This window comes from Tomitella fengzijianii, assembly GCF_007559025.1.
GTDB lineage: Bacteria > Actinomycetota > Actinomycetes > Mycobacteriales > Mycobacteriaceae > Tomitella > Tomitella fengzijianii.
This window is the reverse complement of the sequence record NZ_CP041765.1, coordinates 2706595-2728653: the sequence shown is the minus strand read 5'-3', so window position 1 is coordinate 2728653 and position 22059 is coordinate 2706595. Positions and strand designations below refer to the sequence as shown.

The window sequence follows — 22059 nt, the reverse complement described above, 5'->3', positions numbered from 1 at the left end:
CCTGTAAGGTTGCGGGCATGGGAGACGACGAACTGCTCGACCTGACCGCGCTCGCCGAACGCGTCGGATGGACACGCGGAACAGCCGGGGCATTCCACCGGGCCAGCGCCAAACGCCGACGCGACGGCACCGTCAAGGCCGGTGACCTGCCCGAGCCCGACCTCGTCCTCAGCCGCGTGCCCGCATGGCACACCAGCACCATCGAACAGTGGGAAGCCACACGGCCCGGACGCGGCCGCGGCGCACGACCAGGCCGACGAAAAAACAGCGACAACGCCTGACAGAAACACGGCCGTAAACGGCCTGTGCCGCAAGCGAATCCCGGCCCGTCACTGTGCTACTTATGCCACCTGACGCCGCTCACAGGGCCGCTCAGAGGGGTAGGGGGGCTACAATCACCAGGAACAACGGGCCCACCGGATCCGGGGGGCTTATGAGGGCCCTCCCCCCGCGTAGAGGCCCCCGGTCGCGCGCGGATAGAGGGATCGGGTCAGATTCCCAGCGGATCGGAGTCGTCCGGGGCGAACTTCTCGGCCCACCGGTGAATGTCGGCCTGGGCGTGGCGCTCGATGTCGAACGCCGGGTGGGGGATCGGCCGGCCGCGCTCGTCCGAGATGATGGCGCCTTCGGTGTCTATGCGGTCGGCGGCGTCGCGGTGGCGGGCGATGGCGACGGCATACGCTTCAAGCTCGGGTCCGACGATGGTGGCGGGGTCGGGGTGCGCGGCAGTGACTTCCTTCCACGCCTGCTTGGCGCCGGCCGATAGGTGCGCGGGTGGGGTGGGTTTCTTGCGGGTGGTCATACGCCGGTTCCGAACTTGCCGGTGCCTGCGGTGCCGACGCGGGCGAGGCCCATGGTGACCATGCCGCGGGGTTTGGTGTCGGGGACTCCGGTGATGTCGCTGAGGCCTTTCGGTTCGTAGTCGCCTTCGGGTTCAGCCTCGAAGATGCCGTCGACGACGTCGCGGTGCCAGGCGTGCAGGCCGGGGTCGTCGACGACGTCCAGGTGCTCGAATCTGGTGTTGCGGTTGAGGTTCATCGACGTGCGGATGACGACGTTCCAGCGGTCGTTTCCGATGGTGATGAACTTGGCGTGTGCGCGGATGGTGCGGATCCGCTGGTCGCCGTACAGGTCGCGCATCTGTTCCAGGTACTCGGGTGCGCGGGTCTGGAATCCCTGATCGAGTACCCAGCGGACGCGTGTGGGGTCGGCGATGTGCATGACGCGTTGGAGGTCGGCGGCGCCGACGGTCCATACGCAGATGTCGATGTCGGCGGGCCCGGTCTTTTCGAGGATGGCGGCAAGCGCGTCGACGAGGCTGAACTGGCCGAAGGTGTAGACGCACGCTTCTTTGCCGTGGGTGAAGTCGGCGAGGATGGCACGGGCGCTGCCGACCTTGAACAGGCGCACGTCGCGGCGGGTCCGGTTCTGAATGTAGATGACCGGGTCGGGCTCGTCGGTGGGTGTGGTGGTCATAGGTCGTTGCTCCTGACCCACCTGCCGGCGTAGGCGTCGTTGTTGCCGCGGGACCTGTTGCATGCCATGTGGCTTGCGCGGAGGTTGCCGGGGTCTCCGGCGAGGTGGGGGTGGGTGCTGACGGGGTAGGCGTGGTCTGCCTCAAAGCTGTCGGGGTGGTGGGGTGGTGCGCCGTAGTCGATGGGTTGGCCGCATAGCCAGCATGGGAGCTTCCGGTCGCGTAGGGCGTTGCGGTGGCGGCGGTAGCTGGCGTTGCCGCGGCTGTCGCGGGGTGTGTTCATGGGCTGAGGGGGGCGCCGGACGCGCACGCTTGCCGGGGGGGTGGGGCGTGCGTGTCCGGCGCGGCGCGGTCGGCGGGAGGGAGCTCGCCGGCCGCGTTCCGCTGGCGCTCGCGGGCACGGGGGGTGTGCCGGGCTGCCGGGCGGTGGAGACAGCTGTGCTGCTGTCGTTCGCAGTCTAACGTGGTCGCGCCGGGCCCGCTGGCGTGCGGGTCCGGCGCTGGTCGGTGGTGGTTCAGGCTGCGGTGAGGGCGTTTTCGGCGGCGGTCTGGATGAACTGGCGGAAGGTGCGGTCGTCGTAGCTGGTGTGTTCGGCGACGAGCTGGTTGCCGGCGGCGGGGCCGCTGGCGACCCAATCGAGGCGGCGGCCGTCGATGGCGTAGTCGTGGCCGTGGCCGTCGCTGACGCCGACGCTGATGATGCTGCCGTCGCAGAGTTCGATGGTGCGGGCGCCGGGCGCGCGGGTGACCATGTCGGTGACGGCGGGGTGCCCGTGGAGTTCGGCGGTGAGGTAGGCGGCGGGGCTGACGGTGTCGGTGATGCGGCTGATCTTCTGGATGGCGGTGGTGTAGGCGTCGGCTGCGCGCTGGTCTCCGGCGCGGTGGGCGGCGGTGCGTGCGGCGATGAGGTGGTTGATGGCGGTGTCGGCGTGTTGCTGGTGGCGCATGGGTGGGGTTCCTAGCGGTTGGTGTTGACGATGGCTTTGGCGGCGCTGTGTACCTCGACGCAGGCGGCGCGGTTGCAGAGGTTCGCGGCGCGTAGGGGGATGGGCATGCCGGGGAGGACGGTGTCGAGCTCGGCGAGTGCTTCGTCGATGGTGGCGCGGGCCATGAGGAGCATGTCGCGGGCGAAGTCGGCGCGCTCGGCGTTGTCGGGGACGTGCGGGGCGGCGGGGGCGTCGGTCATGGCCGGGCCTTTCGGGGGCGTGGTGGCCGGCCGCGGTGCGCGGCCGGCCGGGTGGTCAGGCGTTCTGCCAGGCGCCGGCGAGGGTGGCGTGGCGGGTGATCGTGCCGGTGGTGTCGACGCGGAGGAAGAACTGGAGCTCGGTGCCGCGGTTGTTCTCGCCGAACGCGGTGGTGAGGCCGTCGTGGCCGGGTTCGGCTGCCCAGGTGATGCGGTAGTTGCGGCCGTTGCGGTTGATGGTCTGTCCGGTGATCTGCATGGTGTTGCCCTTCCCTCGTTCCGTTCTAACTAAAGTATACAGGAAGTGTATAGAAATAAGCAAGCTCAGACGGGGATGGAAACATGGCCGGACCTGCGGTGTTGCGCAGTGTCCGGCCATGTGGGCGAGGTGGTTCAGGCGGCGGCGCTGGTGGTGGTTGCGGCGCGGTTGAGGATGTCGCCGAGCCGGTATACGGCCGGGTCGCGGTGGTGCACCTGGTGGTCTGTGGTGCGGCCGTCGTGGCGGTAGCCGTGCGGGCTGATCTTGCGGGTCTTGGTCCAGTGGTAGACGGTGCTGCGCGGTACTTGCTGGCCGAGCTCTTCGAGCATGCGGAGCGCTTCGGGCACGGTGACCAGGATGTCGCGGGCGCGCTCGAGGTTGGCTTCGTCGATGTCGCGGGAGTGGTGCTGGGCGCGGCACCGTGGGCACTCGATGACGGTGGCGTCGCGGGGCGCGCGGAGTGCGGCGGCGCACGGCTGGCCGTCGTCGTCGTAGGCGGGGCAGGGGCCGCGGTAGACGTTCGGCCGCTTGTGGTCCATCGCGGCGCGGCATGCGCGGACAGTCGCGCGGAGGTCGTCGTGCATGCGGGCGGCGTGCGGGTGGCAGCGTAGTTCGCGGGGGTGGTCGGTGATCCACAGGGCGGCGAGTTCGTGGTCGCCGATGGGTTCGTCGGTGATGCGGGCCGGGTCTTGGTCGCGGCCGCTGCGGATCTGGGCGGCGCGCGCGTTGAGCGCCCGGTCGTTGAGGTCGGTGTCGAGGGTGCCGGGGCCGGTCTCGTCGATGGCTTCGGCGACGGCGAGGATCGTGTAGCGCATGGCGCGGTGGGGGCGGGCGATGGATTCGCCGGCGTCCAGGCGCATCGGCATCGGGTGGTCTCCGCGGGCGCGGCGTCCGGTGCCGTCGCCGGTGTTCGGTTTCCAGGTGCGCACGTCGGTGAGGTCGGCGACCAGGCGGGGAACGGTGTGCAGGACGTCGGCGAGGGCGTGGGTGCACTTGGTGCACAGGTGGGTGTCGTCGCCGGTGGTGTGATCGCAGACTTCGCAGCGGGTCGTCACTGCTGGGGCTCCTTTTCGTGGACGGTGATGGTGCCGTCGGTGTTGGTGGTGGCGGTGACGTGGTCGTCGTCGACGCTGACGCCGGCGAGTGCGATGAGGCGCACGTCGACGCGGGGTAGGTCGTCGGTTACGGCGGGGTGGATGGTGATGCCGGGGGCCGGGTCGATGGGGGCGCCGAGTGGGGAGTCGCCGACGGTGATGCCGCGGTGGTCGATGTGCAGGTGGTCGACGTCGTCGGCGCTGCTGGCCGTGGGCGGGGTGAAGCCAGCCGCGGTGAGGCGGTCGATGATGGCGGCGGCGACGACCTCGAGAGCTTCGTCGCCGAGAACGTCGCCGTGGTAGACAAAGCCATCTGCGCAGTGCAGTGTGCGTAGAGCCTCGGCCAGGCGCCGCACTTCGAGGTGCCCTACATGACTGCTAAGTTTGGTCAACGTTCTGTCCTTACAATCAGTAGTGTTGTGTGTGGCTGTGGGAATTTGTATCTACGGGAATAGGGGTAGGGGTAGATGACGGCAGGGGACTGGTTCTCCTTCGGCGCGCTTTGCTTTTCTATTGTGAGCGTATTGTTTCTTTTTCTAAATGAAGTACGTAGGAATAGGCGTATTAGCGCTGTGGCTTGGGAGGTGGATCATGTATGTCATGACGAAACAGAGCGCGTTGATGTATTTGAACTAACGAACCTAGGTCAAACGATGGCGACTAACATCTCGATCGTTATGCTTGACGCGCTACCTGGTAATTCCGAAGAAATTCGAGATATACGAGTCGTGATGCCGGGTGAGTCTAAGCGTTTCGTGTTTCGCTTGGGAAAGCCAATTGAGGACAGTTGGGTGTTGTTGCGATGGATACCTGCCGGCGACCGTCGGTATTCCTTCTATCAATGGTTTCCCGTGGTAACTTCTAGCGATTTGTGGGACGAGTGGTTTCGGCGACAGAAGTACAGCTTCTGGAAGTCGGCGAAGAGGATGTTCACGAGATTTCTTCCTCGTGAAGTCGAAACTGTTGGCCCCGGATTCTCCATTGGGACGCGCGTAAAAGTGAACCGCGGCGATCAAACTAAGAAGGAAATGGCAATAGCGAACCGTCTTGTCGATGAATGGTTCGCTCAGTGTCGCGCTGTGAGCGGCGGTAGTGGCGTCGAAGATGGATCGTAATCCTGAGAATGAATCTCGTTCGTATGACGAGGCCGTCATGATGCGGCTCCTTCCGGCCAGGTGATGTTCGGCGTGTGGTGGTGGTCGTGGGCGGGGGTGTGCCATCCGATGCGTTGGGCGCCGATGGTGGCGAGTGCGAGTGCGTCCGCTTGGTTGTCGTCGCGGATCGTGGTGTGCGGCCACAGGGCGCGCATTGCGGCGACCACCTGGGATTTGGTGGCGCGGCCGTGGCCGGTCGCCCATTTCTTGAGCGTTGTGGGAGCAACCTCGGCGACGGGGATGGCCTGGCGGCTGAGGTAGGCGACGAGCTGCCACCAGAGGGCGGCGCGTTCGGCGTGCATCCCGTGGGCGCCGGGTATCTGGGGCGGTAGGGCTTCGATGACGACGAGCCGGGTGTCGGCGGGCATCGTGTGGAGGATTCGGACAGTCTGGTCGTGAATCCGGGCGGCGCGCACGGCCACGGGCGCGCCGCTTTGCCCCTTGGTTCCAACGGACACGGCTTCCGGCGCGTCGCGTGGGGGATTGCCTACGGGCGGGCGGATTACGGCGATTCCGGCGGCCGTGAGACTCGGATCGATACCCACCACCGGGCCGGTCACTTCTCGCCGCCAAGCATGCGCGTGGGTCCGGTCGGCTCATGTCGGCTCTGCGCGCCGGTCACGGCCGGGCGGTGGAATCCCGCGGCGATCTTGGCGTCGATCTTGGCCTCGCGGATGGCGCGGGCGTCGGCGTCGTCGCGTTCGGCGCGGTCTCTGCGGAGCTTGCGTGCCTGTGCGATGAGCGGGGCCGGCATTGCGCGGTCGGCGGATTCGACGTAGTGCGCGGTGACTGCCTCCAGTGCGTCTTTGAGCTCGATCCCGTATCGGGTGAACGCTTCGGCCCATCCGCGGCTGAGTGCTTCGCTCGGCTTGCTGAACATCGGGTCGAAGCAGGCGCACTTGGCGAGTACCTGGGCGGCTTCTGCGGGCTTCACTTGCATGCCTCCTGGGCGTTGAGCTGGTTAGCGAGGTCGGCCCATCCGGCGACTTTCGCGGTGGCGGCGTCGAGCTGCTGGCGGGCGGGGGTGACGCGTTGGCGGATGACTTCCGAGACGAGGCTCGGGAGGGTGCCGGGGCCGAGGTGCGGCTTGCTGAGCCACAACGTGAGGGCGGCGCTGATGTCGTCGGCGGGTGTGCCGGACTTGAGCAACTGCCCGGCGTGGAGGGCGAGGGCGGTGCGGCTTGCTTGTGGGTGTTCGTCGGGGATGGCGGCGCGGACGAGCTTCCATCCGTCGACGCTGACCGCTGGTCCTCGCGGCTGCTCTTCTCGCTCGCGCGCGTCACCTTGGTGAGTCGCCCTCTCTACGTAAGTAGAGAGAGAACTGTCTCTGTTTTGTGGTGCCGCGACATCGCGCGACTGACCACGCGACTGTCGCGCGACATTTGAGTCCTTGCGGCGCTTGGCGGCGATGCGTTCGCGGTCGGCTTTCTTCTTCCTGACCTGGCGTTCTAGTGGAGCGTTCCACTTTGACCATGCGGGGAAGTCGTAGCCGATTTCGTGGCCGAGCGAGTCTTGTGAAACGACCATGATTCCGGCATCCAACAGCTCGGTTACTCGCCGGTAGACCGACGAAAGTCCGAGCCGTTTCAGCGCTGCCTTCGGCAGGTGGCCGCTTGTCTCGTTGTCCGACATGTAGGCCAGCGCGCGGGTAAGCAGTACCTCGGCGCGCTCGCTGATGCCGTCGTCGTCGAGGTCGATGTAGTACTTCGACGACAGTGCGACCCATTCCATCGGTGTGCTTCCTTCGGGCGGGGGCCGGTCCGGCCGTGGTGGCCGGCCCGGCGGTGCTACTGGTGTGCGGTGGTGGTGCGGATCCATCGGGCGAGGCCGTTGAATGGGGCGCCTTGGTAGGCGCGGACGTGTCCGCCGTTGAGGTAGTAGCGGGCTTGGTCGATGGCGTGGTTGTAGCGGCGGGCGGTGCCGATGAGGTCCAGCCAGTCCCACGCGGACGGCTGCCACTTGGCGCGTAGGAGCCGGTCGATGAGGTCGGCGCCCCACGCGTACGGGTCGGCGATGCTCATGGCCGCGGACTGGTCGGCGAGCGTGCGCAGGGGTGACCTTGTCGGGGTGCAGGGGATCGGGTCGCGTTCGTCCCATACCCACCGGGTGAGGATGAGGTTGATGTCGCGGCTGCCGGTGACGCCGAAGCTGCCGTTGTCGGCCTGGCCGATGGGCTGGGCGGGGTCGGCGACCAGGCCGACGGCGTTGAGCTTGGCGATGATGTCGGGGTGTTCGCCGCGGCCGATTTCGTCGGCGACGTTTCCGGCGAGCATGGCGCCGCCGCTGTAGCCGAGCAGGATCACGGGGTTGTCGGCGCCGCGGATGGCGGATAGGAGCATGCGGCGGCCGTCGGCGAGGGCGTCGTCGAACGATTGGCCGGCCGGGTCGGGGACGGGCCCGTATTCGGCGGACCAGGGGAGCTCGATGGGCTTGTAGTGGTCGCGGGGGAGCTGGTCGGTGACGTTGTGCAGCATCGTGCGGCCGGTGGACGGTTCGCCGATGCCGCGGCAACGGATCACGGTGTACGCGGTCATTCGGGGCCTCCAGTGAGGACGAGGATGGTGTGCGGGTCGATGCCGCGGGCGGCGTAGAGCACGGCGAGCGCGCGGCGGGTGATGATGTCCGTCTCGGTGGGGTGGTCGGCGTAGGTCACGTGTCGGCTCCTGCCAGGTCAAGGGCGATGGGCTGGTCCGCCAGGCGGTCGACGGTGGTCTGGCAGTAGTGGGCGGTGAGCTCGATGCCGATGGCGTGGCGGCCGGTGTTCTTCGCGGCGAGGAGCGTGGTTCCGCTTCCGGCGAACGGATCGAGGATCGTGCCGCCGGGTGGGCAGACGCGGGTGAGCCATTCGAGTAGGGCGACCGGCTTTTGGGTCTGGTGGACGCGGTCGCGGGGCGCGTTCTGCTGCCAGAATCCGTCGAGCGTTTCGCCGTCGGCGAGCTCGCGGGGCCCGTTGGTTCCCCACACGAAGAACTCGCAGTTGTTCGCGGGCCGGCCCTGGGTGCGGCGGCCGTTGGGCTTGTGCCACGGGATGATTCCGCGCCACACGGCGCCGCCGAGCTGGAGTGCGTCGGTGGTGGTGGGCAGCTGACGCCAGTCGGTGAACATGCCGATGATGCCGCCGGGGCGCATCGTTCTGAGTGCTTCGCTGATCCAGAGGGTGGACCACAGGTGGAATGCGCGCTGGTCGCGGTTGTCGCCGGTGAACTCGGTGCCGCGGCGGTGGGAGGTCGATTGGACGTACTTGGCGGTGGTCGATTGGGCGCGGTCGCCGCGCATCATGCCGCCGCTGGAGTAGGGCGGGTCGGTGATGATGGCGTCGACGGTGGCGGCGGGGATCGTGGGCATGATGGCCAGCGCGTCGCCGTGGTGGAGCGTGACCCGGTCGTCGGCGTAGTAGGCGTTGGGGGCGTTCACTTGTGGTCGTTGTCCTCGGGGTCGGAGTGGAACGCGTCGTGGAGCTCGTTCTCCAGGTCGTAGGGCAGGACGGTCTCGCCGGTGCGGTCCTCGTAGGCGCGGCGCAAGATGCGTTGCACTTCGCGGCGGTCGTCGTGGCGCTCGATGGGCTCGATGCGGCGGATACGGGCGGTGGCGGTGGCCTCGTCGGTGTCGGTGTTGAGGCGGATGTCCTTGGTGTCGAACGCGACGATCGCGTAGTGCATGGCGCGCGGTTCGCTGGTCATGTCCTCGGCGATGGCGTGCATGCCGTTGAACGAGCGGTCGGCGGGCAGGCTGCTGGAGAACTTCGCGGGCATGGTCGGGCTCCTGTCGTGTCGGCGGGGTAGGGCGGTGCCCTCCGCAGCGCGTCGGCTATCCCCTGGCCGGCGCAACACGGGCGGCATCGTCTTAGCCGCGGATCGGGAGTTCTCCGGTGGTGGTGAACTCGATGACGTCGGCGACTTCGCGCGCGGTGAGGTCCGGCCATCCGTTGACCTCGCGGCCCACGACTCCGCGCACGTAGTTCGGCCGTTCGGCCTCGGTGACGTTGGCGGCGTCGAGCTCGCGGATGAGGGTGTCGATCTGCTCTTGCGTGGCCGGGTGGGTTTCCTCCGCGGTGGTGGTCTCGGCGTCGGCGGGCTGCTCGGCGGCGTTGGCGTGCTGGTCGCCGCTGTCGGACGTCGGCGGCTGGTTGCCGATGCCGAGTGCGGCGCGCGCGGCGGCGCGGCCCTTGCCGGGGCGGTCGGCGCGCTGCGACTGCACGCGGACGGGCTCGCTGTCCATGTGGGCCATTTCGGCGGGTTCGTAGATGCCGGCGTTGAGGCTGCACACGCGCCGGTGTGCTTGTGCCTCGGCGCACTTGGCGAGCATGACGGTGGGCATCTTGTCCCACATGCTGTTCGGGTCGCCGTTGCGCTTGGTCTGCACGTACTCGTCCCACACGGCGACGGCGGTCGCGGTGGTCTGGCCGACGCGGATAGTGACCTCGGCGGCGGCGGGGTAGCCGTTGCGCTTGAGCCAGAACGGGCGGGGCTGGCCGTCCTCGCCGTAGAACACGGGCTTGCCGATCTCCACGTCCAGGCCGCGCTGCTCGGCGTACCGGTTGGTGACCGCGCGGAATCCGTCGATGCCGACCTGTACGGTCCACTTGGTTTCCCAGCGTTCGGGTTCGCCGCGGTATCCGCCGGTCTTGGTCTTGCGGCCGACGAGGTAGATCTGCTTGATGAACGGGTCGAGGCCGGTCCGGTCGACGACGCTCTTGAGCATGGCGAGGTCGCCGTCGCTGGCCTCGTCGATGCCGGCCAGGGCGCGCAGCTCGTCGCGCTCGGCGGGGGTCCAAGCGGACGGGCCGCCGCGGTAGACGCCGCGGTCGCCGTCGGTGCCGACCAGGTCGGTGCCGGGGTGGGTTTCCTCGACGGCGGTGCTGTCCGTCTTTGCGGGTGCGGTGCTCATGCTGCGGTCCCTTCGTTGAGTGCGGTGAGTGCCTTGGTGTTGCCGCGCACGGCGACTCCCTTGCCGTGCTGGTAGCGGGTGGCGATCTTGATGTCGCCGGTGTTGGCCTGCTGCGCGTTGCCCATCGCGTCTAGCAGCCGGGTCTTGGCTCCGCGCGCCGTCTTCTCTGCGAACTTGAGCGCGTCGGCGGTCGCCAGGTACTCGGCGGCCAGCGTGCGGTCGACCTGCACTTCGGTGCCGTCGATGTCCGGGTGCAACTCGCGGACGGCCTGGTAGGTGGGCACGCTGTCGTCGAGCTCCGGCGGGGCGCCGGCCTCGAGGCTTTGGTGCCAGCGGACGGCGGCGGCGGTGATTTTCTCGGCGACGAGCGGGTCGTGCTCGATGACGTAGGTGTGCCACCGGAAGTAGGGGCCCATCACCATCAGGTGTGCGGGTGCGGTCCAGCCGGTGATGAGTTGCTGCGCCTGTACCTGGAGGTAGTAGTCGAGGGGTGCGTCGTCGGTGAACTCGTCGCCCCACACGCTGAGGTCGCGGGCGGTCTTGAACTCGACGATGCGGCGCCACCGGCCGCGCACGGCGCGCCGGTCGACGGTGGCGAGCATCGCCGGGGTGCCGTTGGCGGCGGGCCGGTGCACCTGTACCTCGCCGGGCGACAGGCGCCAGTGCGGGTTTTCCTGCTTCCACAGGTAGGCGAGGGCGTGTTCCATCGCGTGCCCTGCGGTGAACTCATCGCGCGGCGGCTCCGGTGCCAGGTTGCCGGCCATGCGGTGCCACAGCCGGTAGGGGCTCTCGAACCGCGACTTGCCGAGGATCGCGGCCACCTTGGACGGGGTGATGATGCGCAACCACTCGGGGCTGCCGGGGGCAATCGTGGGGGCGGTCATGCGTTGGTCCGTTCATGGGGTAGGAGCCCGCCGGGCGCCTGGTAGCGGGCGGATAGTTCGGCATGGGTATCGGGCAACGCGGCCTGGAGGGCGGCGGCGTTACGGCTGTCGGCCTTGCGCATCGCGGCCATCACCAGCGCGTAGAACGGCTCGTCGGACGCGGCCAGCGCGCGGCTGCGCTGATAGGCATGGAGGCTCATCGGCCACCGCCCGTCGCGACGCGGCGCGCCTGCGCGGCGAGCGCGGCACCGTTCATGTCCTCGATCGGCAACCACACGGCGAGCGTGAGGATGAGCTGAGCGGCGAGACCGGGCCGCGACCACGCGAGCGCGCACACTTGGTCGCTCACAAGCTGCGGGCTGGTGTCGCGGATGCGGTCGGCGATGTCGAGCGCCGTGTCCGCCACCTGCTCGCGGTCCGGGTGGTAGCCGAGCACGTCGTCGGGCATCGGCCGGACGCGGACGGGCAGGCCATGCCGCGGCTGCGGGAGCAGACTCACTGCGCGGCTCCTTCCTCGATCTGGTCGGCGGCCTTGCGCATCGCCTGGACCACCAACTGGATCGACACGGTGCTGCCGGGGCGGGGCAGGAAGAACATCTCGGCGGCTTGGAGGTCGACGCCTTCGATGCCGGGGTCCATGCGGATCGCCACGACCAAGTCAGCGTCGGCGGCCGTCTCCGCCGCGGTGGCCATGTAGCGGTGCGTGTGCTCGTCGTGGTCGCAGTCGTCGCTCATGCCGCGGCCTCGATCCGTGCGTGGTCGCCGGTGCTAGGCCAGTTGTCGGGGTCGCCGACGATCTCGGCGTCGTAGCAGGCGGGGAGGCCGTCGAGGGTGGTGTCGAAGGTGCGGGCGAGCCACCTGTCGAGGACCAGGTTGTTGCGGAGGCGTCCGGCGCGCTCGGTGTCCCCGGAAAGGTCGTAGACGTTGAGCTGCTCGGGGTGGTGCAGCACGTGCCGGGCGGGGTCGGGGGTGAGGTTCATTCGTAGGGCTCCTACAGGTCGAGGTAGATGTCGCGGGCGTCGTCCGGGTCCGGCTGGCCACAGCCGCATTCGTGCGGGTGCTCGTCCGGTTCGCGGCACTCGTCCGGCGGTGGTTCAGGTGGTCGTGCCCATGGCCAGCCGGTCATGCGGTGCCCGCGGGGAGACCGAGCATGGCCAGCAGCTCGCGCGCGTCGTCGGCGCCGTCGGCGTTCGCGCACACGGTGCGGGTCGCGGCAGCCTGGTGCTCGGGCAGGATGCGGGGGATGCCGTCCATCGCATCGGCGAGCAGCTGGCCGCGGCTGAGCTGGCGGCGGGGCTTCACAGCGGGCCCGCCCATCCGGCGAACGCGGCGTACAGGCACGCGCCGACCAGCGCGCCACCGACCAGCGACAGCACAGCGGCGACCGCGTACGTACCGCGTGTGGGCCGGTCGAAGTCGGCCGGGCTACCGGCCGGTTCTATCCGGCGCGGCTGGGCGCGGTCCTCGGGGCGAACGAACGGGCGCCGCCGGCCCGCGGGATGCCGGGCCATCGACGCGGCCAAGTCGAGGTCGTGGTGCGCACGCTGCGCGGTGCGGATCGGATCGGTGCTCATCGGGTCGACTCCTTCCGGTCCTTGATGAATGCGTGCAGGTCGGCCTCGTCGACGCGGTGCTGGCGCGGGGACAGGACAATGCGGGGAAGTTCGCCGCGGCGGGTCAGCTTCGCCACTGACCAGGGCGAGCAGTTCAGGCGTTCGCCGACTTCGGCGTAGGTCAGGAGGGTCATGCGGCACCGCCGAGCTGGTTCTCGGTGTCGGTGGGGGTTGGTAGCGTGGGCGCTGACATTGGTTGCCTTTCGGTGTCACGGCCCGTCGGGGAGGGAAGCCCCGGCGGGCCTCTTCTATGCGGCGGTGCTGGTGGCGTCGTCCTCGATGACGCTGAACAGCGATTCGATGGGGACGCCGAACGTGAGCACTGCGCCTGCGATGAATCCGGCGGATGGGGTGGCGCCGTCTTTGATGCGGTGCAGCGTCGAGCGGTCGACGCCGATGGCGCGGGCGGTCGTTGAGTCGTTGAGCGCATGCATTTCCTGGAGCTTCTTCAGGACGTCTGCACGTAGTCGGATGGTTGCCATGTCGCTGTGGTTCACTCCTTCGCCGTGGTGGTTACAACACTAACCATAGTGGCGAGGAAGTGCAACATAGATCGGCGGTGTGTCGGCGACTATTTGCAACATTGCAGGTCATACCCCTTGCGGGTGTTGCAAATATGCACCATAATGGGGGCATGGGTAACCAACAGTGGGTAGACGAAGTCACCGGCGGTGCGTCGCTGCGCGCCATCGGCGACCGCATCGGCAAGAACCACGTGACCGTCGGCCGTCGTATCGCTGACGGCCAGCCGGACATTTGCATTGCCATCGCGCGCGCATACGACGCGGACCCGATTGCCGGCCTTGTCGTGTGGGGGGTACTGAGCGATGGAGAGGTACGCGCGCACGTCGGGACGGTGGCGCTGTCCGACGCGACCGACCTGGAGCTCGCCGAAGAGCTGGTGCGGCGCATAAAGACTGGCGAGCACGAGGGCCTGACCGCGCCGATCGACAACATCGTCGACATCGGCGAACGCGCGCCACGCGACCACTCGCTGGTGGAAAGTGACGACCTCGCCGTTGCGTTCAACGGCGAGGTAGATGAGACGACAGAGGATGATTTCACGCCGTAGGAGGGATGTTGGAGCGGTTGCTCAAGGTTGCGGAGACGATGCGGGTGCGGATCGAAGTCGTCGATCCCGGCCCGGGGCGCCTCGGTAGTTATAGCCACCGACGACGGACGATCCGGCTGCGGCCCGGCATGAATCGCCGGCAAGCGCGATCGGTGCTCGCGCACGAGCTCGCACACGCGCACCGCGGGGATGAACCGACAGGCTCTGGCTGGATGGACCTGCGTGCTGAACGTGAGGCGGACCGGCTGGCCGCTGAGTACCTGATCGAGGCTGATGAGGTTCGGATTGCTGAAGTGGCGTATGGGCCGAACTGGCCGGCCATCGCCTACGAACTGGAAGTGAGCGACCACCTGCTCGCCGTCTGGCGGGCTGAACGAAGGAGGAAAGTGACGTGCGGGTGAGGTTCTCGGCGGGTGTTGTGGCCATTGCTGCGATGGGCGCGGTGCTCGCGGCCTGTGGAAGCGGTGGCGGTGATACTGCCGCGGCGCCGGAAGAGTCCGGGCAGGCGGTGCCGACGGTGGATGCTACGACCGACGTCGAAGCGTCGGACACTGGCGGCGACGTCGACGCTGAGGCCGTCGAATCGAAGGCCGTCGATGAGGGGTTCTCCGAAACGCTCGATCGGCTCGGCTTCACGGACGGCGAGCAGATGACGATCAACATGTGGGCGCCGTCGGCCTGCCAGGCTGCCGACGCGATGGGCGTGTCCGATGAACAGGCGGCCGGATACCTGGTGACTGATCTGGACGGTCAGGTGTCGGTGACGTCGGAGCAGGCGGCGGAAGTGTGGGCGTCGGCGAAGCGGAACGTCTGCTGACAGAAGGCCGCCCCGCCGGTCGGCATCCGGCGGGGTGGTAGTGACTCGGGAGGAGTCTGATCGATCATGGCACAGGTCGTGGACCAGTGGACAGTACGGAACCCCGATGGCGGGCGGCGGTTACGCGGCCCCCGGTGGGGTAAGGGGAATCGTTGGCTTGCCCGCTGGGATGAGGGCGGCAAGCGGGTGTCTAAGTCGTTTGCGAACAAGGACGCGGCGCTCGCGCATCTGGAGGACGTCGGTTCGGGGACGCGCGCGGGAACGCACATCACCAAGGAGCGCGCGGCGCTCACGATCGGCGATATGTGGGTGTTGTGGTCTGCGATGAAGTCGGGGACGTCGAAGTCGACGCGCGCGGGGTATGAATCGGCGTGGCGGCGGATTGAGCCCCGGTGGAAGGACGTGCCGTGCGGGGACGTCGAACGGGCGGACGCGGTCGCGTGGTTGAACGAGCTGACGACGACGAAGGGGTGCAAGCCGGGCGAGTCGAAGCCGCTCGGCGGTTCGTCGAAACGTACTACGGGCATCGTGCTGCGCGCGCTGCTTGATCTGGCCGTCGATCACAAGGCGGTGCCGGCGAACCCGATGAAGCGGGGTGATCTTCCCGCGGCGCCGGAAACTCCGCGCCGGTATTTGAGCGTGGGAGAGGTCGACGGGCTGCTGGCCGCGATGCCGGATGAGCCGTGCAGGCTTGTGGTGCGGACCCTCGTGCTGACCGGGCTCCGGCCGGGTGAGTGCTTCGGCCTCCAGGTACAGGACCTTGACGCGCGGCGCGGCCGGATCCGCGTTGAGCGCGCTGTCGATGACAAGGGCACCGTCGGGGACGTCAAGACGCACCAGCATCGGGAGGTGCCTGTCGGTGGGGGCCTGCTTGATGATCTCACCCTCGCGGCCGGTGGCCGTCGGCGCACGGCGCCGTTGCTGCGGACGTCGGCGGGATTGTCGTGGACGCGGAATCGGTGGCGTCCACTGTGGGCGAAGCACGGCATCGACGGGCTGGATACCTACGAGTTGCGGCACACGGCGGCGTCGTGGGCGATCCACGCGGGCGCGAACGTCAAGACGGTGCAGACGATGCTGGGCCACCGGACGGCCGCCATCACCCTCGACATCTACAGCCACCTGTGGGACGACGAGCTCGATGCCATGCCGGCGCGGCTCGATGCGCACATGAAGTCTGAGCGGGAACGGTTCAGACAGCGCAGACAGCAGTCAGACAGCAGAGGGGGAAATGTGCAGGTCACAGCGGTGTAGCGTTCATCTGTTAATCGAAGGGTTACTGGTTCGAGTCCAGTCGGGGGAGCAAGCGAAACGCCAGGTCAAACGCGGTTTTGACCTGGCGTTTCGTCGTTTGGGCCGCCTCCGCTGCGGAACTCGGGCGCGAACGGGCGGCGTCGACCGGAATCCACGCGGCGAGCGGGAGGAATGCGATGAGCGAGCAATCGGCCGAGACGGCGTCGCTGCCCTCGGTGATGTCGGAGCTGGCCGCACTGGACGATCCGAAGGTCCGCGCGGTCAATGCACGGCACGGCGACGATCACGGCGTGAAACTCTCCGAGCTGCGTGCGCTGGCGAAGCGGCTGAAGACGCGCCACGAGCTCGCGCTGCAGTTGTGGGGGACGGGTGACGGCGCAGCCCGGCTGCTGGCGATGCTCACCTGCCGTCCCCGGGAGTTCGATCGCGACGAGCTGGACGCCATGGTCCGCGCGGCCCGCATGCCCAAGGTGCACGACTGGTTGGTGAACTACGTGGTCAAGAAGTCGCCGCACGCGGAGGAACTGCGGACGGAGTGGGCGGGGGACGGGGACCCGCTGGTGGCCGCGGCCGCCTGGGACCTCACCACACGGCGGGTGGTGGGCAGACCCGCGGGTCTTGACCTCGCCGCACTGCTCGACGCGATCGACTCCGGTCTGCGCGACGCACCCGAGGCGACGCGATGGGCGATGAACTCGTGCCTGGCCGCCATCGGAATCGAGCACGCGGAATTCCGGGACCGCGCGGTGGCCATCGGCGAGCGGGTGGGGGCGTTCAGGGATTACCCGACGTCGCCCGGCTGCACGTCGCCGTACGCGCCCACGTGGATCGCGGAGATGGTGCGGAGGAAAGGCGGGGCGTAGGCGCGCGGCGCGGAAACGCGTGCGCCTTGCCAGGTGACGATGGTGGGGCAGGTGGGGCTCGAACCCACGACCTGACGGATTATGAGTCCGCTGCTCTGACCAGCTGAGCTACTGCCCCCGACGCGTGCAGCATCACAGTACAAGACGGCCCCGGCCGGACCGCCGCGGGTGTTGAGCGGCGGCATCCGGACGTCCGAGTGTCGCCGGGCCGCCCGATTCGCGAGATACTTAGGTGCACGATGCATTGATCACGGTCTACCGTGGGCCCGGCCGTGAGACCACGAAAGTCGACAGAGGAAGGTCGGGCATGACAGCTCCGACGCAGCAGACACGCAGGCAGAGCCGTGCCGAGCGCGACACCGGCAAGCCGCACTACAAGTGGATCGTCCTGTCCAACACCACGCTCGGCAGCCTGATCGCCACCATCAACTCGTCGATCCTGCTGATCGCGCTGCCGGACATCTTCCGCGGGCTGGGCGTCAATCCGCTGGAACCGGGCAACACCAGCCTGCTGCTGTGGCTGATCATGGGCTACCTCGTCGTGACCGCCGTGCTGGTGGTCAGCTTCGGCCGCCTGGGCGACATGTTCGGCCGGGTGCGGATGTACAACGCCGGGTTCGCGGTGTTCACACTGTTCTCGGTGATGCTGTCGGTCACCTGGATGGGCGGCACCGCGGGCGCGTGGTGGCTGATCGTCATGCGTGTGCTGCAGGGGGTGGGCGGCGCGATGCTCATGGCCAATTCGTCGGCGATCATCACCGACGTGTTCCCCACCAACCAGCGCGGTCTGGCTCTGGGCCTCAACGCGGTGACCGCCATCGCCGGCTCGTTCATCGGCCTCGTACTCGGCGGGGTGCTGGCGCCCATCAGCTGGCGCCTGGTGTTCCTGGTGTCCGTGCCGATCGGCTTGTTCGGCACCGTCTGGGCCTACCTGAGACTGCACGACACCGGCGTCCGCCAGCGCACCAAGCTGGATCCGTGGGGCAACCTGACGTTCGCGGCGGGCCTGATCGCCGTGCTGGTCGGAATCACCTACGGCATCCAGCCGTACGGCGGGCACACGATGGGGTGGACCAACCCGTGGGTGCTCACGGCGCTGATCGGCGGGGGCGTCGTTCTGGGGATCTTCTGCCTCATCGAGACGAAGGTCGACGAGCCGATGTTCCGGCTCGGCCTGTTCCGGATCCGGGCGTTCACGGCGGGCAACCTGGCCAGTCTGCTGTCCGCCCTGGGCCGCGGCGGGCTGATGTTCATCCTCATCATCTGGCTGCAGGGGATCTGGCTGCCCCAGCACGGCTACAGCTTCGAGTCGACGCCGCTGTGGGCGGGGATCTACATGGTCCCCATGACGATCGGCTTCCTCGTCGCGGGCCCGGTGTCCGGGTGGCTCAGCGACCGGTTCGGCGCACGGCTGTTCGCCACCGGCGGCATGGTCATCGCCGCCGCCACCTTCGTGCTGCTCATGGTGCTGCCGGTGGACTTCGTCTACTGGCAGTTCGCCGTCATCCTGCTGGTAAACGGGCTGGGTATGGGCCTGTTCGCGGCGCCGAACCGGGCCGGCATCATGAACAGCCTGCCGCCGAACCGCCGCGGCGTGGGAGCGGGCATGTCCACGACGTTCCAGAACGCCGCGATGGTGCTCTCGATAGGCATCTTCTTCAGCCTCATCATCACCGGTCTGTCGCATTCGCTCCCGGACACGCTGTCGTCCGGCCTGATAGCGCAGGGCGTCCCGGTCCCCAAGGCGGAACAGATCGCGGCGCTGCCGCCGGTGGCGGTCCTGTTCGCTTCGTTGCTGGGCTACAACCCCATCGGATCGCTGCTGGGCAACGACGTGCTCGCACAGCTGCCGCCCGGCAATGCCGAGTACCTGACAGGGCGGAGCTTCTTCCCGCAGCTCATCTCCGGCCCGTTCGCCGACGGACTGGCGGTCGCCTTCGGATTCGCCATCGTCGCCTGTCTGATCGCCGCGATCGCCTCGTGGCTGCGCGGAGGGCAGTACGTCTACTCGGAGCCGAAGACCGAGACGATACTGCCAGGCGGCCCCGGCGCCACGGCGGAGGCCGCCGCGAACGGTGCCGGCGAACCCGGGAACACGCTCGGGGGCCACGCAGGGACGGTCCCCGTAGCGGACGGCGTGGACGTGACGCGGATCGAGTCTGCGGGACATGAGAGTCCTGCCGCACGCTCGTCTCCTACGCTGTGACCGTGGAGCAACGCGATCGGGACAGACGGAACGCGGCCGGAGTCGCGGCCGCGGGAGGACCCGGCGGTGCCGCGGACCCCGCGGCGGCGCTGCGGAGAATCGACGAATGGCCGGTGGACAGCGCCGCGGCCGCCGTGGTCGCGGCGGGCGGCGCCACCACGGTGCACGGCCCGGCGGACGCGGTGTTCGAGCTCGCCTCGGTGACGAAGCTGCTCACCGCCGTCGGCGTCCTGCTGGCGGTCGAGGAGGGCGCGCTGGACCTCGACGCGCCGGCCGGGCCGGCGGGCTCCACCGTCCGGCACCTGCTGGCGCACGCGTCGGGTCTGGCTTTCGACGAGGACCGGGTGCGGGCGGCGCCCGGGGAGCGGCGGATCTACTCGAGCGCCGGCTACGAGGTGCTGGCCGGGCTGGTCGCGCGGGAGACCGGCATCGACTTCGCGGAATACCTCGCCGAGGGTGTCTTCGCCCCGCTGAAGATGACCGGCACCGTCCTGCGGGGCCCCGCAGGGCACGGGGCCCGCTCCACGGTTGCCGATCTCGCGAGGTTCGCCGCCGAGCTGCAGCGGCCGACGCTCCTGGACGCGACCACGATGCGCGAGGCGACCACTGTCCAGTATCCGGGGCTCGACGGTCTGCTGCCCGGGTACGGCATGCAGCGCCCCAACGACTGGGGCCTGGGATTCGAGCTGCGCGGCGGCAAGAACCCCCACTGGACCGGCTCCCGCAACTCGCCGCAGACGTTCGGGCACTTCGGCCAGTCCGGGACGCTCCTGTGGGTGGATCCCGTGGCGGGGTGCGCGTGCGTCGCGCTCACCGACCGGGCCTTCGGGGACTGGGCGACAGCAAGGTGGCCCGCGCTGTCCGACGCGATAGTGTCGGGCGGCGGCGCGGAGGCCGGCGAGGCGGGGGAAGGCGGCGCGGATGTCTGAGGATCAGGGTGGCAGGCAGACCCCGGAGATTCCGGAGGAGAAGGAGCCGGACTACCGGTTCACGCTGGCCAACGAGCGCACGTTCCTCGCCTGGATCCGGACCGCGCTCGGCCTCGTGGCCGGGGGCGTCGTCGTGCACCAGCTGGTGGAGCCCCTGCACGTGGAGGGGGCGCGCACGGTCATCGCGCTCGGTTGCGTGATCCTCGCGATCGCGGTCGCGGCCGGCTCGTACTTCCACTGGCGCTCGGTGCAGCAGGCGATGCGGCGTGGCCGGCCGTTGCCGGGGTCCACCCTGGTGCCGGTCCTCGCGCTGGGCGCCACGGTGATCGCGCTCTTCGCCGCGGTGACGGTGATCCTGCTATGACCGGCGTTCCCGTCCGCGACGGCGGGCCCGCCCCGCGGGCGCCCCGGCCGGGACGGGCGCGGTAGCGCCGTGGCCGCGACCTTCGACGATCCGGGGCTGCAGCCGGAGCGGACCGCGCTGTCCTGGCGGCGCACGGCGCTGTCGGCGATGGTGGTGGCGGCGCTGATGCTGCGCCAGGCGGCGGAGGCCGGCTGGGGCAAGGCGGCGATCGCGCCGCTCGTGGGCGTCGGCATTCTGGTGGTCCTGGGTCTGGGCTGTTATCGCAGGGGCAACAGCCTGCAGAGACACCGGATCCACCAGGGGAATGTGCTCGCACGGCGGCGCGTCATGGCGGCCGTCGCGACGTCGGTGGTGCTGGGCGCGCTGGCGACCGGCGCCATCGAGATCACCGGGTACCACAATTGACGCCGTGGACCGCGGAGGCGGCGCCACTGGTGCCACACGTGGCGCACTGGTAACTTGAACACCGCATAGCACACGCGGCACCAGGCATCCGTGAAAGACACGAGGTCGTTGGGGAAGACGTCCCTCGTCTACAACGGAGGTCTGCCGTGCGCAACCTGAACCAGTTCGCTGAAGCGACGACCGGCGTCGTATACGTCCACTCGTCGCCCGCTGCGCTGTGCCCGCATATCGAGTGGGCGCTGACGGGCGTCCTGGGCAGCGCCCCGGATCTGGAATGGTCGGCGCAGCCCGCCGCACCGGGATCGCTGCGGGCCGAGATCGAGTGGGTCGGCCCCGTGGGGAGCGGCGCGCGCCTGGCCGGTGCGCTACGGGAGTGGTCGCTCCTGCGATTCGAAATCACCGAGGACGCCAGTGACGGCGTGGACGGAGAGCGGTTCAGTCACGTCCCCGGGTTGGGACTCTGGCGCGGCAGCACCAGCGCCAACGGCGACGTGGTCCTGGGGGAGCAGCGCCTGCGCGCCATGCTCGCCGCGGGCGCGGAAAGCCTGGCTTCCGAGCTCGAGACGGCGCTCGGCACGGCCTGGGACGACGCGCTGGAGGGCTTCCGCGGTTGCGGCGACGGCGGTCACATCACGCTGCTCGGCCGCGACGTGGGTTGATCGGAGCCGGTCAGCACCTTCCCGCGCGGCGGCCGCCGCAGGCCGCGGGCGGGGCCGGAACGCTCAGGCCCGGTTGCAGCGCAGGCGCCACGGCATCAGCGCGGACTCCCACTGCACGGCGAGAGTCATCTTCGAGGCGCCCTCGGTGCGTTCCTCGAAGCGGATCGGGACCTCGGCGATCCGCAGCCCCTGCCGCACCGCGCGGTGGTTCATCTCCACCTGGAACGAATACCCGTTGCTCTCGATCGTGTCGAGACCGACGGACCTGAGCGCGTCCGCACGCCAGGCCTTGAAACCGGCGGTGGCGTCGCGCACGCCCAGGCGCAGGATCGTGTCCACGTAGCGGTTGGCCCCGCGGGAGAGCAGCTTGCGGTGCCAGGCCCAGTCCTCGGCGACGGAGCCGCCGGCCACGTACCGCGAGCCCAGCACCACGGCAGCGTCGGTGCGGGCGAGCACGTCGAGCATTTCGGGAACCGCGCTGACGGGGTGCGACAGGTCCGCATCCATCTGGATCACGACGTCCGCGCCGTCATCGAGGGCGCGCAGCATCCCGGCCACGTACGCGCGGCCGAGCCCGTCCTTGGCGGTGCGGTGCAGGACGTCCACCCGCAGGGGAAGCGTGTCTGCGAGCCCCTCGGCCACCTGTCCGGTGCCGTCCGGAGAGCCGTCGTCGACCACGAGCAGGCGCAGAGCGGGCAGCTCCAGGCCCGCGAGCCCGGCGGCCAGGTGCGGCAGGTTCTCGCGTTCGTTGTAGGTGGGGACGACGACGGTGACTCTCGGAGGGGTGTCGGGCACGGGGGTCCTTCGGTTGTCGGCAAAGCACGGCCCGTCGGCGCATCGTGCGCGTGGCATCGGCGGGGCACCGTGCGTCGGTGACTCGATCGAAAGACACGGTATACGGTGCGGCCGCGCGGCGACGGCCTGGGCTGGTCGGGTGGTGGG

Annotated in this window: 37 protein-coding genes and 1 tRNA gene; 12 read left to right on the top strand and 26 right to left on the bottom strand. The window is 69.0% G+C overall.

The genetic code is table 11. From position 1 onward, the window contains the following. Positions 1 to 17 precede the first annotated feature (17 nt). On the top strand, positions 18 to 281 hold the full coding sequence (locus FO059_RS12415; protein WP_143909188.1) for a hypothetical protein: 264 nt from the start codon (positions 18 to 20) through the stop codon (positions 279 to 281). A 209-nt stretch (positions 282 to 490) separates the two neighbouring features. Here FO059_RS12415 and FO059_RS12410 read toward each other — a convergent pair whose 3' ends face one another. The 7 genes from FO059_RS12410 to FO059_RS12375 all read right to left on the bottom strand — a co-directional run bounded on the left by FO059_RS12410 (position 491) and on the right by FO059_RS12375 (position 4402). Continuing rightward, positions 491 to 802 carry a P27 family phage terminase small subunit gene (locus FO059_RS12410; protein ID WP_143909186.1) on the bottom strand — a complete coding sequence of 104 codons (312 nt, stop codon included), beginning with the start codon at positions 800 to 802 and terminating at the stop codon, positions 491 to 493. Next, positions 799 to 1476 (bottom strand): hypothetical protein, encoded by a 678-nt coding sequence (locus FO059_RS12405; protein WP_143909184.1) that lies wholly within the window; start codon positions 1474 to 1476, stop codon positions 799 to 801. The genes FO059_RS12410 and FO059_RS12405 overlap by 4 nt, the downstream gene beginning before the upstream one ends. A gap of 513 nt (positions 1477 to 1989) precedes the next feature. Further along, positions 1990 to 2421: a hypothetical protein gene (locus FO059_RS12395; protein WP_143909181.1), complete on the bottom strand. Its 432-nt coding sequence runs from the start codon at positions 2419 to 2421 to the stop codon at positions 1990 to 1992. 11 nt (positions 2422 to 2432) lie between these two features. After that, on the bottom strand, positions 2433 to 2660 hold the full coding sequence (locus FO059_RS12390) for a hypothetical protein (RefSeq protein WP_143909179.1): 228 nt from the start codon (positions 2658 to 2660) through the stop codon (positions 2433 to 2435). A 55-nt stretch (positions 2661 to 2715) separates the two neighbouring features. Next, complete coding sequence (locus FO059_RS12385) at positions 2716 to 2916, bottom strand: hypothetical protein (RefSeq protein ID WP_143909177.1); 201 nt, start codon at positions 2914 to 2916, stop codon at positions 2716 to 2718. Positions 2917 to 3050: 134 nt separating this feature from the next. Continuing rightward, on the bottom strand, positions 3051 to 3971 hold the full coding sequence (locus FO059_RS12380) for a hypothetical protein (protein WP_143909175.1): 921 nt from the start codon (positions 3969 to 3971) through the stop codon (positions 3051 to 3053). Then, positions 3968 to 4402: a hypothetical protein gene (locus FO059_RS12375; RefSeq protein WP_143909173.1), complete on the bottom strand. Its 435-nt coding sequence runs from the start codon at positions 4400 to 4402 to the stop codon at positions 3968 to 3970. The genes FO059_RS12380 and FO059_RS12375 overlap by 4 nt, the downstream gene beginning before the upstream one ends. A gap of 75 nt (positions 4403 to 4477) precedes the next feature. Between FO059_RS12375 and FO059_RS12370 the strand changes: the two genes are divergently transcribed. Beyond that, positions 4478 to 5125 (top strand): hypothetical protein, encoded by a 648-nt coding sequence (locus FO059_RS12370; protein ID WP_143909171.1) that lies wholly within the window; start codon positions 4478 to 4480, stop codon positions 5123 to 5125. Positions 5126 to 5160: 35 nt separating this feature from the next. Here the strand turns inward: FO059_RS12370 and FO059_RS12365 are convergent, their stop codons facing one another. The 17 genes from FO059_RS12365 to FO059_RS12295 form a co-directional block, all read right to left on the bottom strand. After that, positions 5161 to 5709 carry a crossover junction endodeoxyribonuclease RuvC gene (locus FO059_RS12365; RefSeq protein WP_235671152.1) on the bottom strand — a complete coding sequence of 183 codons (549 nt, stop codon included), beginning with the start codon at positions 5707 to 5709 and terminating at the stop codon, positions 5161 to 5163. Positions 5710 to 5720: 11 nt separating this feature from the next. Next, a complete protein-coding gene (locus FO059_RS12360) occupies positions 5721 to 6098 on the bottom strand; it encodes a hypothetical protein (RefSeq protein WP_143909167.1) in 378 nt (125 codons plus the stop codon). Continuing rightward, complete coding sequence (locus tag FO059_RS12355) at positions 6095 to 6895, bottom strand: hypothetical protein (protein WP_143909165.1); 801 nt, start codon at positions 6893 to 6895, stop codon at positions 6095 to 6097. The genes FO059_RS12360 and FO059_RS12355 overlap by 4 nt, the downstream gene beginning before the upstream one ends. A gap of 56 nt (positions 6896 to 6951) precedes the next feature. Continuing rightward, on the bottom strand, positions 6952 to 7698 hold the full coding sequence (locus tag FO059_RS12350; RefSeq protein WP_143909163.1) for an alpha/beta hydrolase family protein: 747 nt from the start codon (positions 7696 to 7698) through the stop codon (positions 6952 to 6954). Further along, the gene (locus tag FO059_RS18895) at positions 7695 to 7817 is read right to left on the bottom strand and encodes a hypothetical protein (protein ID WP_268968807.1); all 123 of its coding nucleotides are present in this window, start codon (positions 7815 to 7817) and stop codon (positions 7695 to 7697) included. The genes FO059_RS12350 and FO059_RS18895 overlap by 4 nt, the downstream gene beginning before the upstream one ends. Beyond that, a complete protein-coding gene (locus FO059_RS12345) occupies positions 7814 to 8578 on the bottom strand; it encodes a DNA-methyltransferase (RefSeq protein WP_210416599.1) in 765 nt (254 codons plus the stop codon). Before FO059_RS12345 ends, FO059_RS18895 begins: the two co-directional genes overlap by 4 nt. After that, positions 8575 to 8916, bottom strand: a complete 342-nt coding sequence (locus FO059_RS12340) for a hypothetical protein (protein WP_143909161.1) — start codon at positions 8914 to 8916, stop codon at positions 8575 to 8577. Before FO059_RS12340 ends, FO059_RS12345 begins: the two co-directional genes overlap by 4 nt. 91 nt (positions 8917 to 9007) lie before the next feature. Further along, positions 9008 to 10051 carry a recombinase RecT gene (locus FO059_RS12335; protein ID WP_143909159.1) on the bottom strand — a complete coding sequence of 348 codons (1044 nt, stop codon included), beginning with the start codon at positions 10049 to 10051 and terminating at the stop codon, positions 9008 to 9010. Further along, positions 10048 to 10935, bottom strand: a complete 888-nt coding sequence (locus FO059_RS12330; protein ID WP_143909157.1) for a YqaJ viral recombinase family protein — start codon at positions 10933 to 10935, stop codon at positions 10048 to 10050. Before FO059_RS12330 ends, FO059_RS12335 begins: the two co-directional genes overlap by 4 nt. Then, positions 10932 to 11135: a hypothetical protein gene (locus FO059_RS12325; RefSeq protein WP_143909155.1), complete on the bottom strand. Its 204-nt coding sequence runs from the start codon at positions 11133 to 11135 to the stop codon at positions 10932 to 10934. Before FO059_RS12325 ends, FO059_RS12330 begins: the two co-directional genes overlap by 4 nt. Beyond that, entirely contained in the window at positions 11132 to 11434 is a 303-nt protein-coding gene (locus tag FO059_RS12320; RefSeq protein ID WP_143909153.1) for a hypothetical protein, read from the bottom strand. Before FO059_RS12320 ends, FO059_RS12325 begins: the two co-directional genes overlap by 4 nt. Next, entirely contained in the window at positions 11431 to 11670 is a 240-nt protein-coding gene (locus FO059_RS12315) for a hypothetical protein (protein ID WP_143909151.1), read from the bottom strand. The genes FO059_RS12320 and FO059_RS12315 overlap by 4 nt, the downstream gene beginning before the upstream one ends. Further along, the gene (locus FO059_RS12310) at positions 11667 to 11915 is read right to left on the bottom strand and encodes a hypothetical protein (RefSeq protein WP_143909149.1); all 249 of its coding nucleotides are present in this window, start codon (positions 11913 to 11915) and stop codon (positions 11667 to 11669) included. The genes FO059_RS12315 and FO059_RS12310 overlap by 4 nt, the downstream gene beginning before the upstream one ends. A gap of 142 nt (positions 11916 to 12057) precedes the next feature. Next, complete coding sequence (locus FO059_RS18395; RefSeq protein ID WP_168226618.1) at positions 12058 to 12252, bottom strand: hypothetical protein; 195 nt, start codon at positions 12250 to 12252, stop codon at positions 12058 to 12060. Then, entirely contained in the window at positions 12234 to 12509 is a 276-nt protein-coding gene (locus FO059_RS12305; protein WP_143909147.1) for a hypothetical protein, read from the bottom strand. Before FO059_RS12305 ends, FO059_RS18395 begins: the two co-directional genes overlap by 19 nt. Continuing rightward, a complete protein-coding gene (locus FO059_RS12300; protein WP_143909146.1) occupies positions 12506 to 12682 on the bottom strand; it encodes a helix-turn-helix transcriptional regulator in 177 nt (58 codons plus the stop codon). Before FO059_RS12300 ends, FO059_RS12305 begins: the two co-directional genes overlap by 4 nt. Before the next feature lie 114 nt (positions 12683 to 12796). Beyond that, positions 12797 to 13030 carry a helix-turn-helix domain-containing protein gene (locus tag FO059_RS12295; RefSeq protein WP_143909144.1) on the bottom strand — a complete coding sequence of 78 codons (234 nt, stop codon included), beginning with the start codon at positions 13028 to 13030 and terminating at the stop codon, positions 12797 to 12799. 152 nt (positions 13031 to 13182) lie between these two features. Here FO059_RS12295 and FO059_RS12290 point away from each other — a divergent pair, with 152 nt between their 5' ends. The 5 genes from FO059_RS12290 to FO059_RS12270 all read left to right on the top strand — a co-directional run bounded on the left by FO059_RS12290 (position 13183) and on the right by FO059_RS12270 (position 16554). Then, positions 13183 to 13620, top strand: a complete 438-nt coding sequence (locus FO059_RS12290) for a hypothetical protein (RefSeq protein WP_143909142.1) — start codon at positions 13183 to 13185, stop codon at positions 13618 to 13620. A 5-nt stretch (positions 13621 to 13625) separates the two neighbouring features. Then, positions 13626 to 14021 carry an ImmA/IrrE family metallo-endopeptidase gene (locus FO059_RS12285; protein ID WP_210416598.1) on the top strand — a complete coding sequence of 132 codons (396 nt, stop codon included), beginning with the start codon at positions 13626 to 13628 and terminating at the stop codon, positions 14019 to 14021. Continuing rightward, positions 14012 to 14437 carry a hypothetical protein gene (locus tag FO059_RS12280; RefSeq protein WP_143909140.1) on the top strand — a complete coding sequence of 142 codons (426 nt, stop codon included), beginning with the start codon at positions 14012 to 14014 and terminating at the stop codon, positions 14435 to 14437. Before FO059_RS12285 ends, FO059_RS12280 begins: the two co-directional genes overlap by 10 nt. A gap of 66 nt (positions 14438 to 14503) precedes the next feature. Further along, positions 14504 to 15691 (top strand): tyrosine-type recombinase/integrase, encoded by a 1188-nt coding sequence (locus FO059_RS12275; RefSeq protein WP_143909138.1) that lies wholly within the window; start codon positions 14504 to 14506, stop codon positions 15689 to 15691. 176 nt (positions 15692 to 15867) lie between these two features. Further along, complete coding sequence (locus tag FO059_RS12270; RefSeq protein WP_143909136.1) at positions 15868 to 16554, top strand: DNA alkylation repair protein; 687 nt, start codon at positions 15868 to 15870, stop codon at positions 16552 to 16554. A gap of 40 nt (positions 16555 to 16594) precedes the next feature. Here the strand turns inward: FO059_RS12270 and FO059_RS12265 are convergent. Beyond that, a tRNA-Ile gene (locus FO059_RS12265) sits at positions 16595 to 16672 on the bottom strand. A 189-nt stretch (positions 16673 to 16861) separates the two neighbouring features. On the opposite strand from FO059_RS12265, the gene FO059_RS12260 reads away from it, so the two are divergent. The 5 genes from FO059_RS12260 to FO059_RS12240 all read left to right on the top strand — a co-directional run bounded on the left by FO059_RS12260 (position 16862) and on the right by FO059_RS12240 (position 21117). Beyond that, complete coding sequence (locus FO059_RS12260) at positions 16862 to 18760, top strand: MFS transporter (protein WP_143909134.1); 1899 nt, start codon at positions 16862 to 16864, stop codon at positions 18758 to 18760. 89 nt (positions 18761 to 18849) lie between these two features. Further along, positions 18850 to 19689: a serine hydrolase domain-containing protein gene (locus FO059_RS12255; RefSeq protein ID WP_199257004.1), complete on the top strand. Its 840-nt coding sequence runs from the start codon at positions 18850 to 18852 to the stop codon at positions 19687 to 19689. Beyond that, positions 19682 to 20053, top strand: a complete 372-nt coding sequence (locus FO059_RS12250; protein WP_143909130.1) for a YidH family protein — start codon at positions 19682 to 19684, stop codon at positions 20051 to 20053. The genes FO059_RS12255 and FO059_RS12250 overlap by 8 nt, the downstream gene beginning before the upstream one ends. Positions 20054 to 20122: 69 nt before the next feature. Next, a complete protein-coding gene (locus tag FO059_RS12245) occupies positions 20123 to 20458 on the top strand; it encodes a DUF202 domain-containing protein (protein ID WP_143909128.1) in 336 nt (111 codons plus the stop codon). 146 nt (positions 20459 to 20604) lie between these two features. Next, positions 20605 to 21117: a DUF3145 domain-containing protein gene (locus tag FO059_RS12240; RefSeq protein WP_143909126.1), complete on the top strand. Its 513-nt coding sequence runs from the start codon at positions 20605 to 20607 to the stop codon at positions 21115 to 21117. Positions 21118 to 21180: 63 nt separating this feature from the next. On the opposite strand, the gene FO059_RS12235 is transcribed toward FO059_RS12240, so the two are convergent. Then, positions 21181 to 21912, bottom strand: a complete 732-nt coding sequence (locus FO059_RS12235; protein ID WP_233266714.1) for a polyprenol monophosphomannose synthase — start codon at positions 21910 to 21912, stop codon at positions 21181 to 21183. Positions 21913 to 22059 lie beyond the last annotated feature (147 nt).

What these genes read in the sequence shown, in the direction of transcription:
- FO059_RS12350 (WP_143909163.1), bottom strand. Translation starts at nt 7,698, where the DNA reads ATGACCGCGTACACCGTGATCCGTTGCCGCGGCATCGGCGAACCGTCC.
- FO059_RS12270 (WP_143909136.1), top strand. Translation starts at nt 15,868, where the DNA reads ATGAGCGAGCAATCGGCCGAGACGGCGTCGCTGCCCTCGGTGATGTCG.
- FO059_RS12415 (WP_143909188.1), top strand. Translation starts at nt 18, where the DNA reads ATGGGAGACGACGAACTGCTCGACCTGACCGCGCTCGCCGAACGCGTC.
- FO059_RS12410 (WP_143909186.1), bottom strand. Translation starts at nt 802, where the DNA reads ATGACCACCCGCAAGAAACCCACCCCACCCGCGCACCTATCGGCCGGC.
- FO059_RS12300 (WP_143909146.1), bottom strand. Translation starts at nt 12,682, where the DNA reads ATGACCCTCCTGACCTACGCCGAAGTCGGCGAACGCCTGAACTGCTCG.
- FO059_RS12325 (WP_143909155.1), bottom strand. Translation starts at nt 11,135, where the DNA reads ATGAGCCTCCATGCCTATCAGCGCAGCCGCGCGCTGGCCGCGTCCGAC.
- FO059_RS12370 (WP_143909171.1), top strand. Translation starts at nt 4,478, where the DNA reads ATGACGGCAGGGGACTGGTTCTCCTTCGGCGCGCTTTGCTTTTCTATT.
- FO059_RS18395 (WP_168226618.1), bottom strand. Translation starts at nt 12,252, where the DNA reads ATGGGCGGGCCCGCTGTGAAGCCCCGCCGCCAGCTCAGCCGCGGCCAG.
- FO059_RS12340 (WP_143909161.1), bottom strand. Translation starts at nt 8,916, where the DNA reads ATGCCCGCGAAGTTCTCCAGCAGCCTGCCCGCCGACCGCTCGTTCAAC.
- FO059_RS12290 (WP_143909142.1), top strand. Translation starts at nt 13,183, where the DNA reads ATGGGTAACCAACAGTGGGTAGACGAAGTCACCGGCGGTGCGTCGCTG.
- FO059_RS12295 (WP_143909144.1), bottom strand. Translation starts at nt 13,030, where the DNA reads ATGGCAACCATCCGACTACGTGCAGACGTCCTGAAGAAGCTCCAGGAA.
- FO059_RS12275 (WP_143909138.1), top strand. Translation starts at nt 14,504, where the DNA reads ATGGCACAGGTCGTGGACCAGTGGACAGTACGGAACCCCGATGGCGGG.
- FO059_RS12405 (WP_143909184.1), bottom strand. Translation starts at nt 1,476, where the DNA reads ATGACCACCACACCCACCGACGAGCCCGACCCGGTCATCTACATTCAG.
- FO059_RS12330 (WP_143909157.1), bottom strand. Translation starts at nt 10,935, where the DNA reads ATGACCGCCCCCACGATTGCCCCCGGCAGCCCCGAGTGGTTGCGCATC.
- FO059_RS12390 (WP_143909179.1), bottom strand. Translation starts at nt 2,660, where the DNA reads ATGACCGACGCCCCCGCCGCCCCGCACGTCCCCGACAACGCCGAGCGC.
- FO059_RS12335 (WP_143909159.1), bottom strand. Translation starts at nt 10,051, where the DNA reads ATGAGCACCGCACCCGCAAAGACGGACAGCACCGCCGTCGAGGAAACC.
- FO059_RS12310 (WP_143909149.1), bottom strand. Translation starts at nt 11,915, where the DNA reads ATGAACCTCACCCCCGACCCCGCCCGGCACGTGCTGCACCACCCCGAG.
- FO059_RS12315 (WP_143909151.1), bottom strand. Translation starts at nt 11,670, where the DNA reads ATGAGCGACGACTGCGACCACGACGAGCACACGCACCGCTACATGGCC.
- FO059_RS12285 (WP_210416598.1), top strand. Translation starts at nt 13,626, where the DNA reads ATGTTGGAGCGGTTGCTCAAGGTTGCGGAGACGATGCGGGTGCGGATC.
- FO059_RS12385 (WP_143909177.1), bottom strand. Translation starts at nt 2,916, where the DNA reads ATGCAGATCACCGGACAGACCATCAACCGCAACGGCCGCAACTACCGC.
- FO059_RS12305 (WP_143909147.1), bottom strand. Translation starts at nt 12,509, where the DNA reads ATGAGCACCGATCCGATCCGCACCGCGCAGCGTGCGCACCACGACCTC.
- FO059_RS12395 (WP_143909181.1), bottom strand. Translation starts at nt 2,421, where the DNA reads ATGCGCCACCAGCAACACGCCGACACCGCCATCAACCACCTCATCGCC.
- FO059_RS12355 (WP_143909165.1), bottom strand. Translation starts at nt 6,895, where the DNA reads ATGGAATGGGTCGCACTGTCGTCGAAGTACTACATCGACCTCGACGAC.
- FO059_RS12250 (WP_143909130.1), top strand. Translation starts at nt 19,682, where the DNA reads ATGTCTGAGGATCAGGGTGGCAGGCAGACCCCGGAGATTCCGGAGGAG.
- FO059_RS12260 (WP_143909134.1), top strand. Translation starts at nt 16,862, where the DNA reads ATGACAGCTCCGACGCAGCAGACACGCAGGCAGAGCCGTGCCGAGCGC.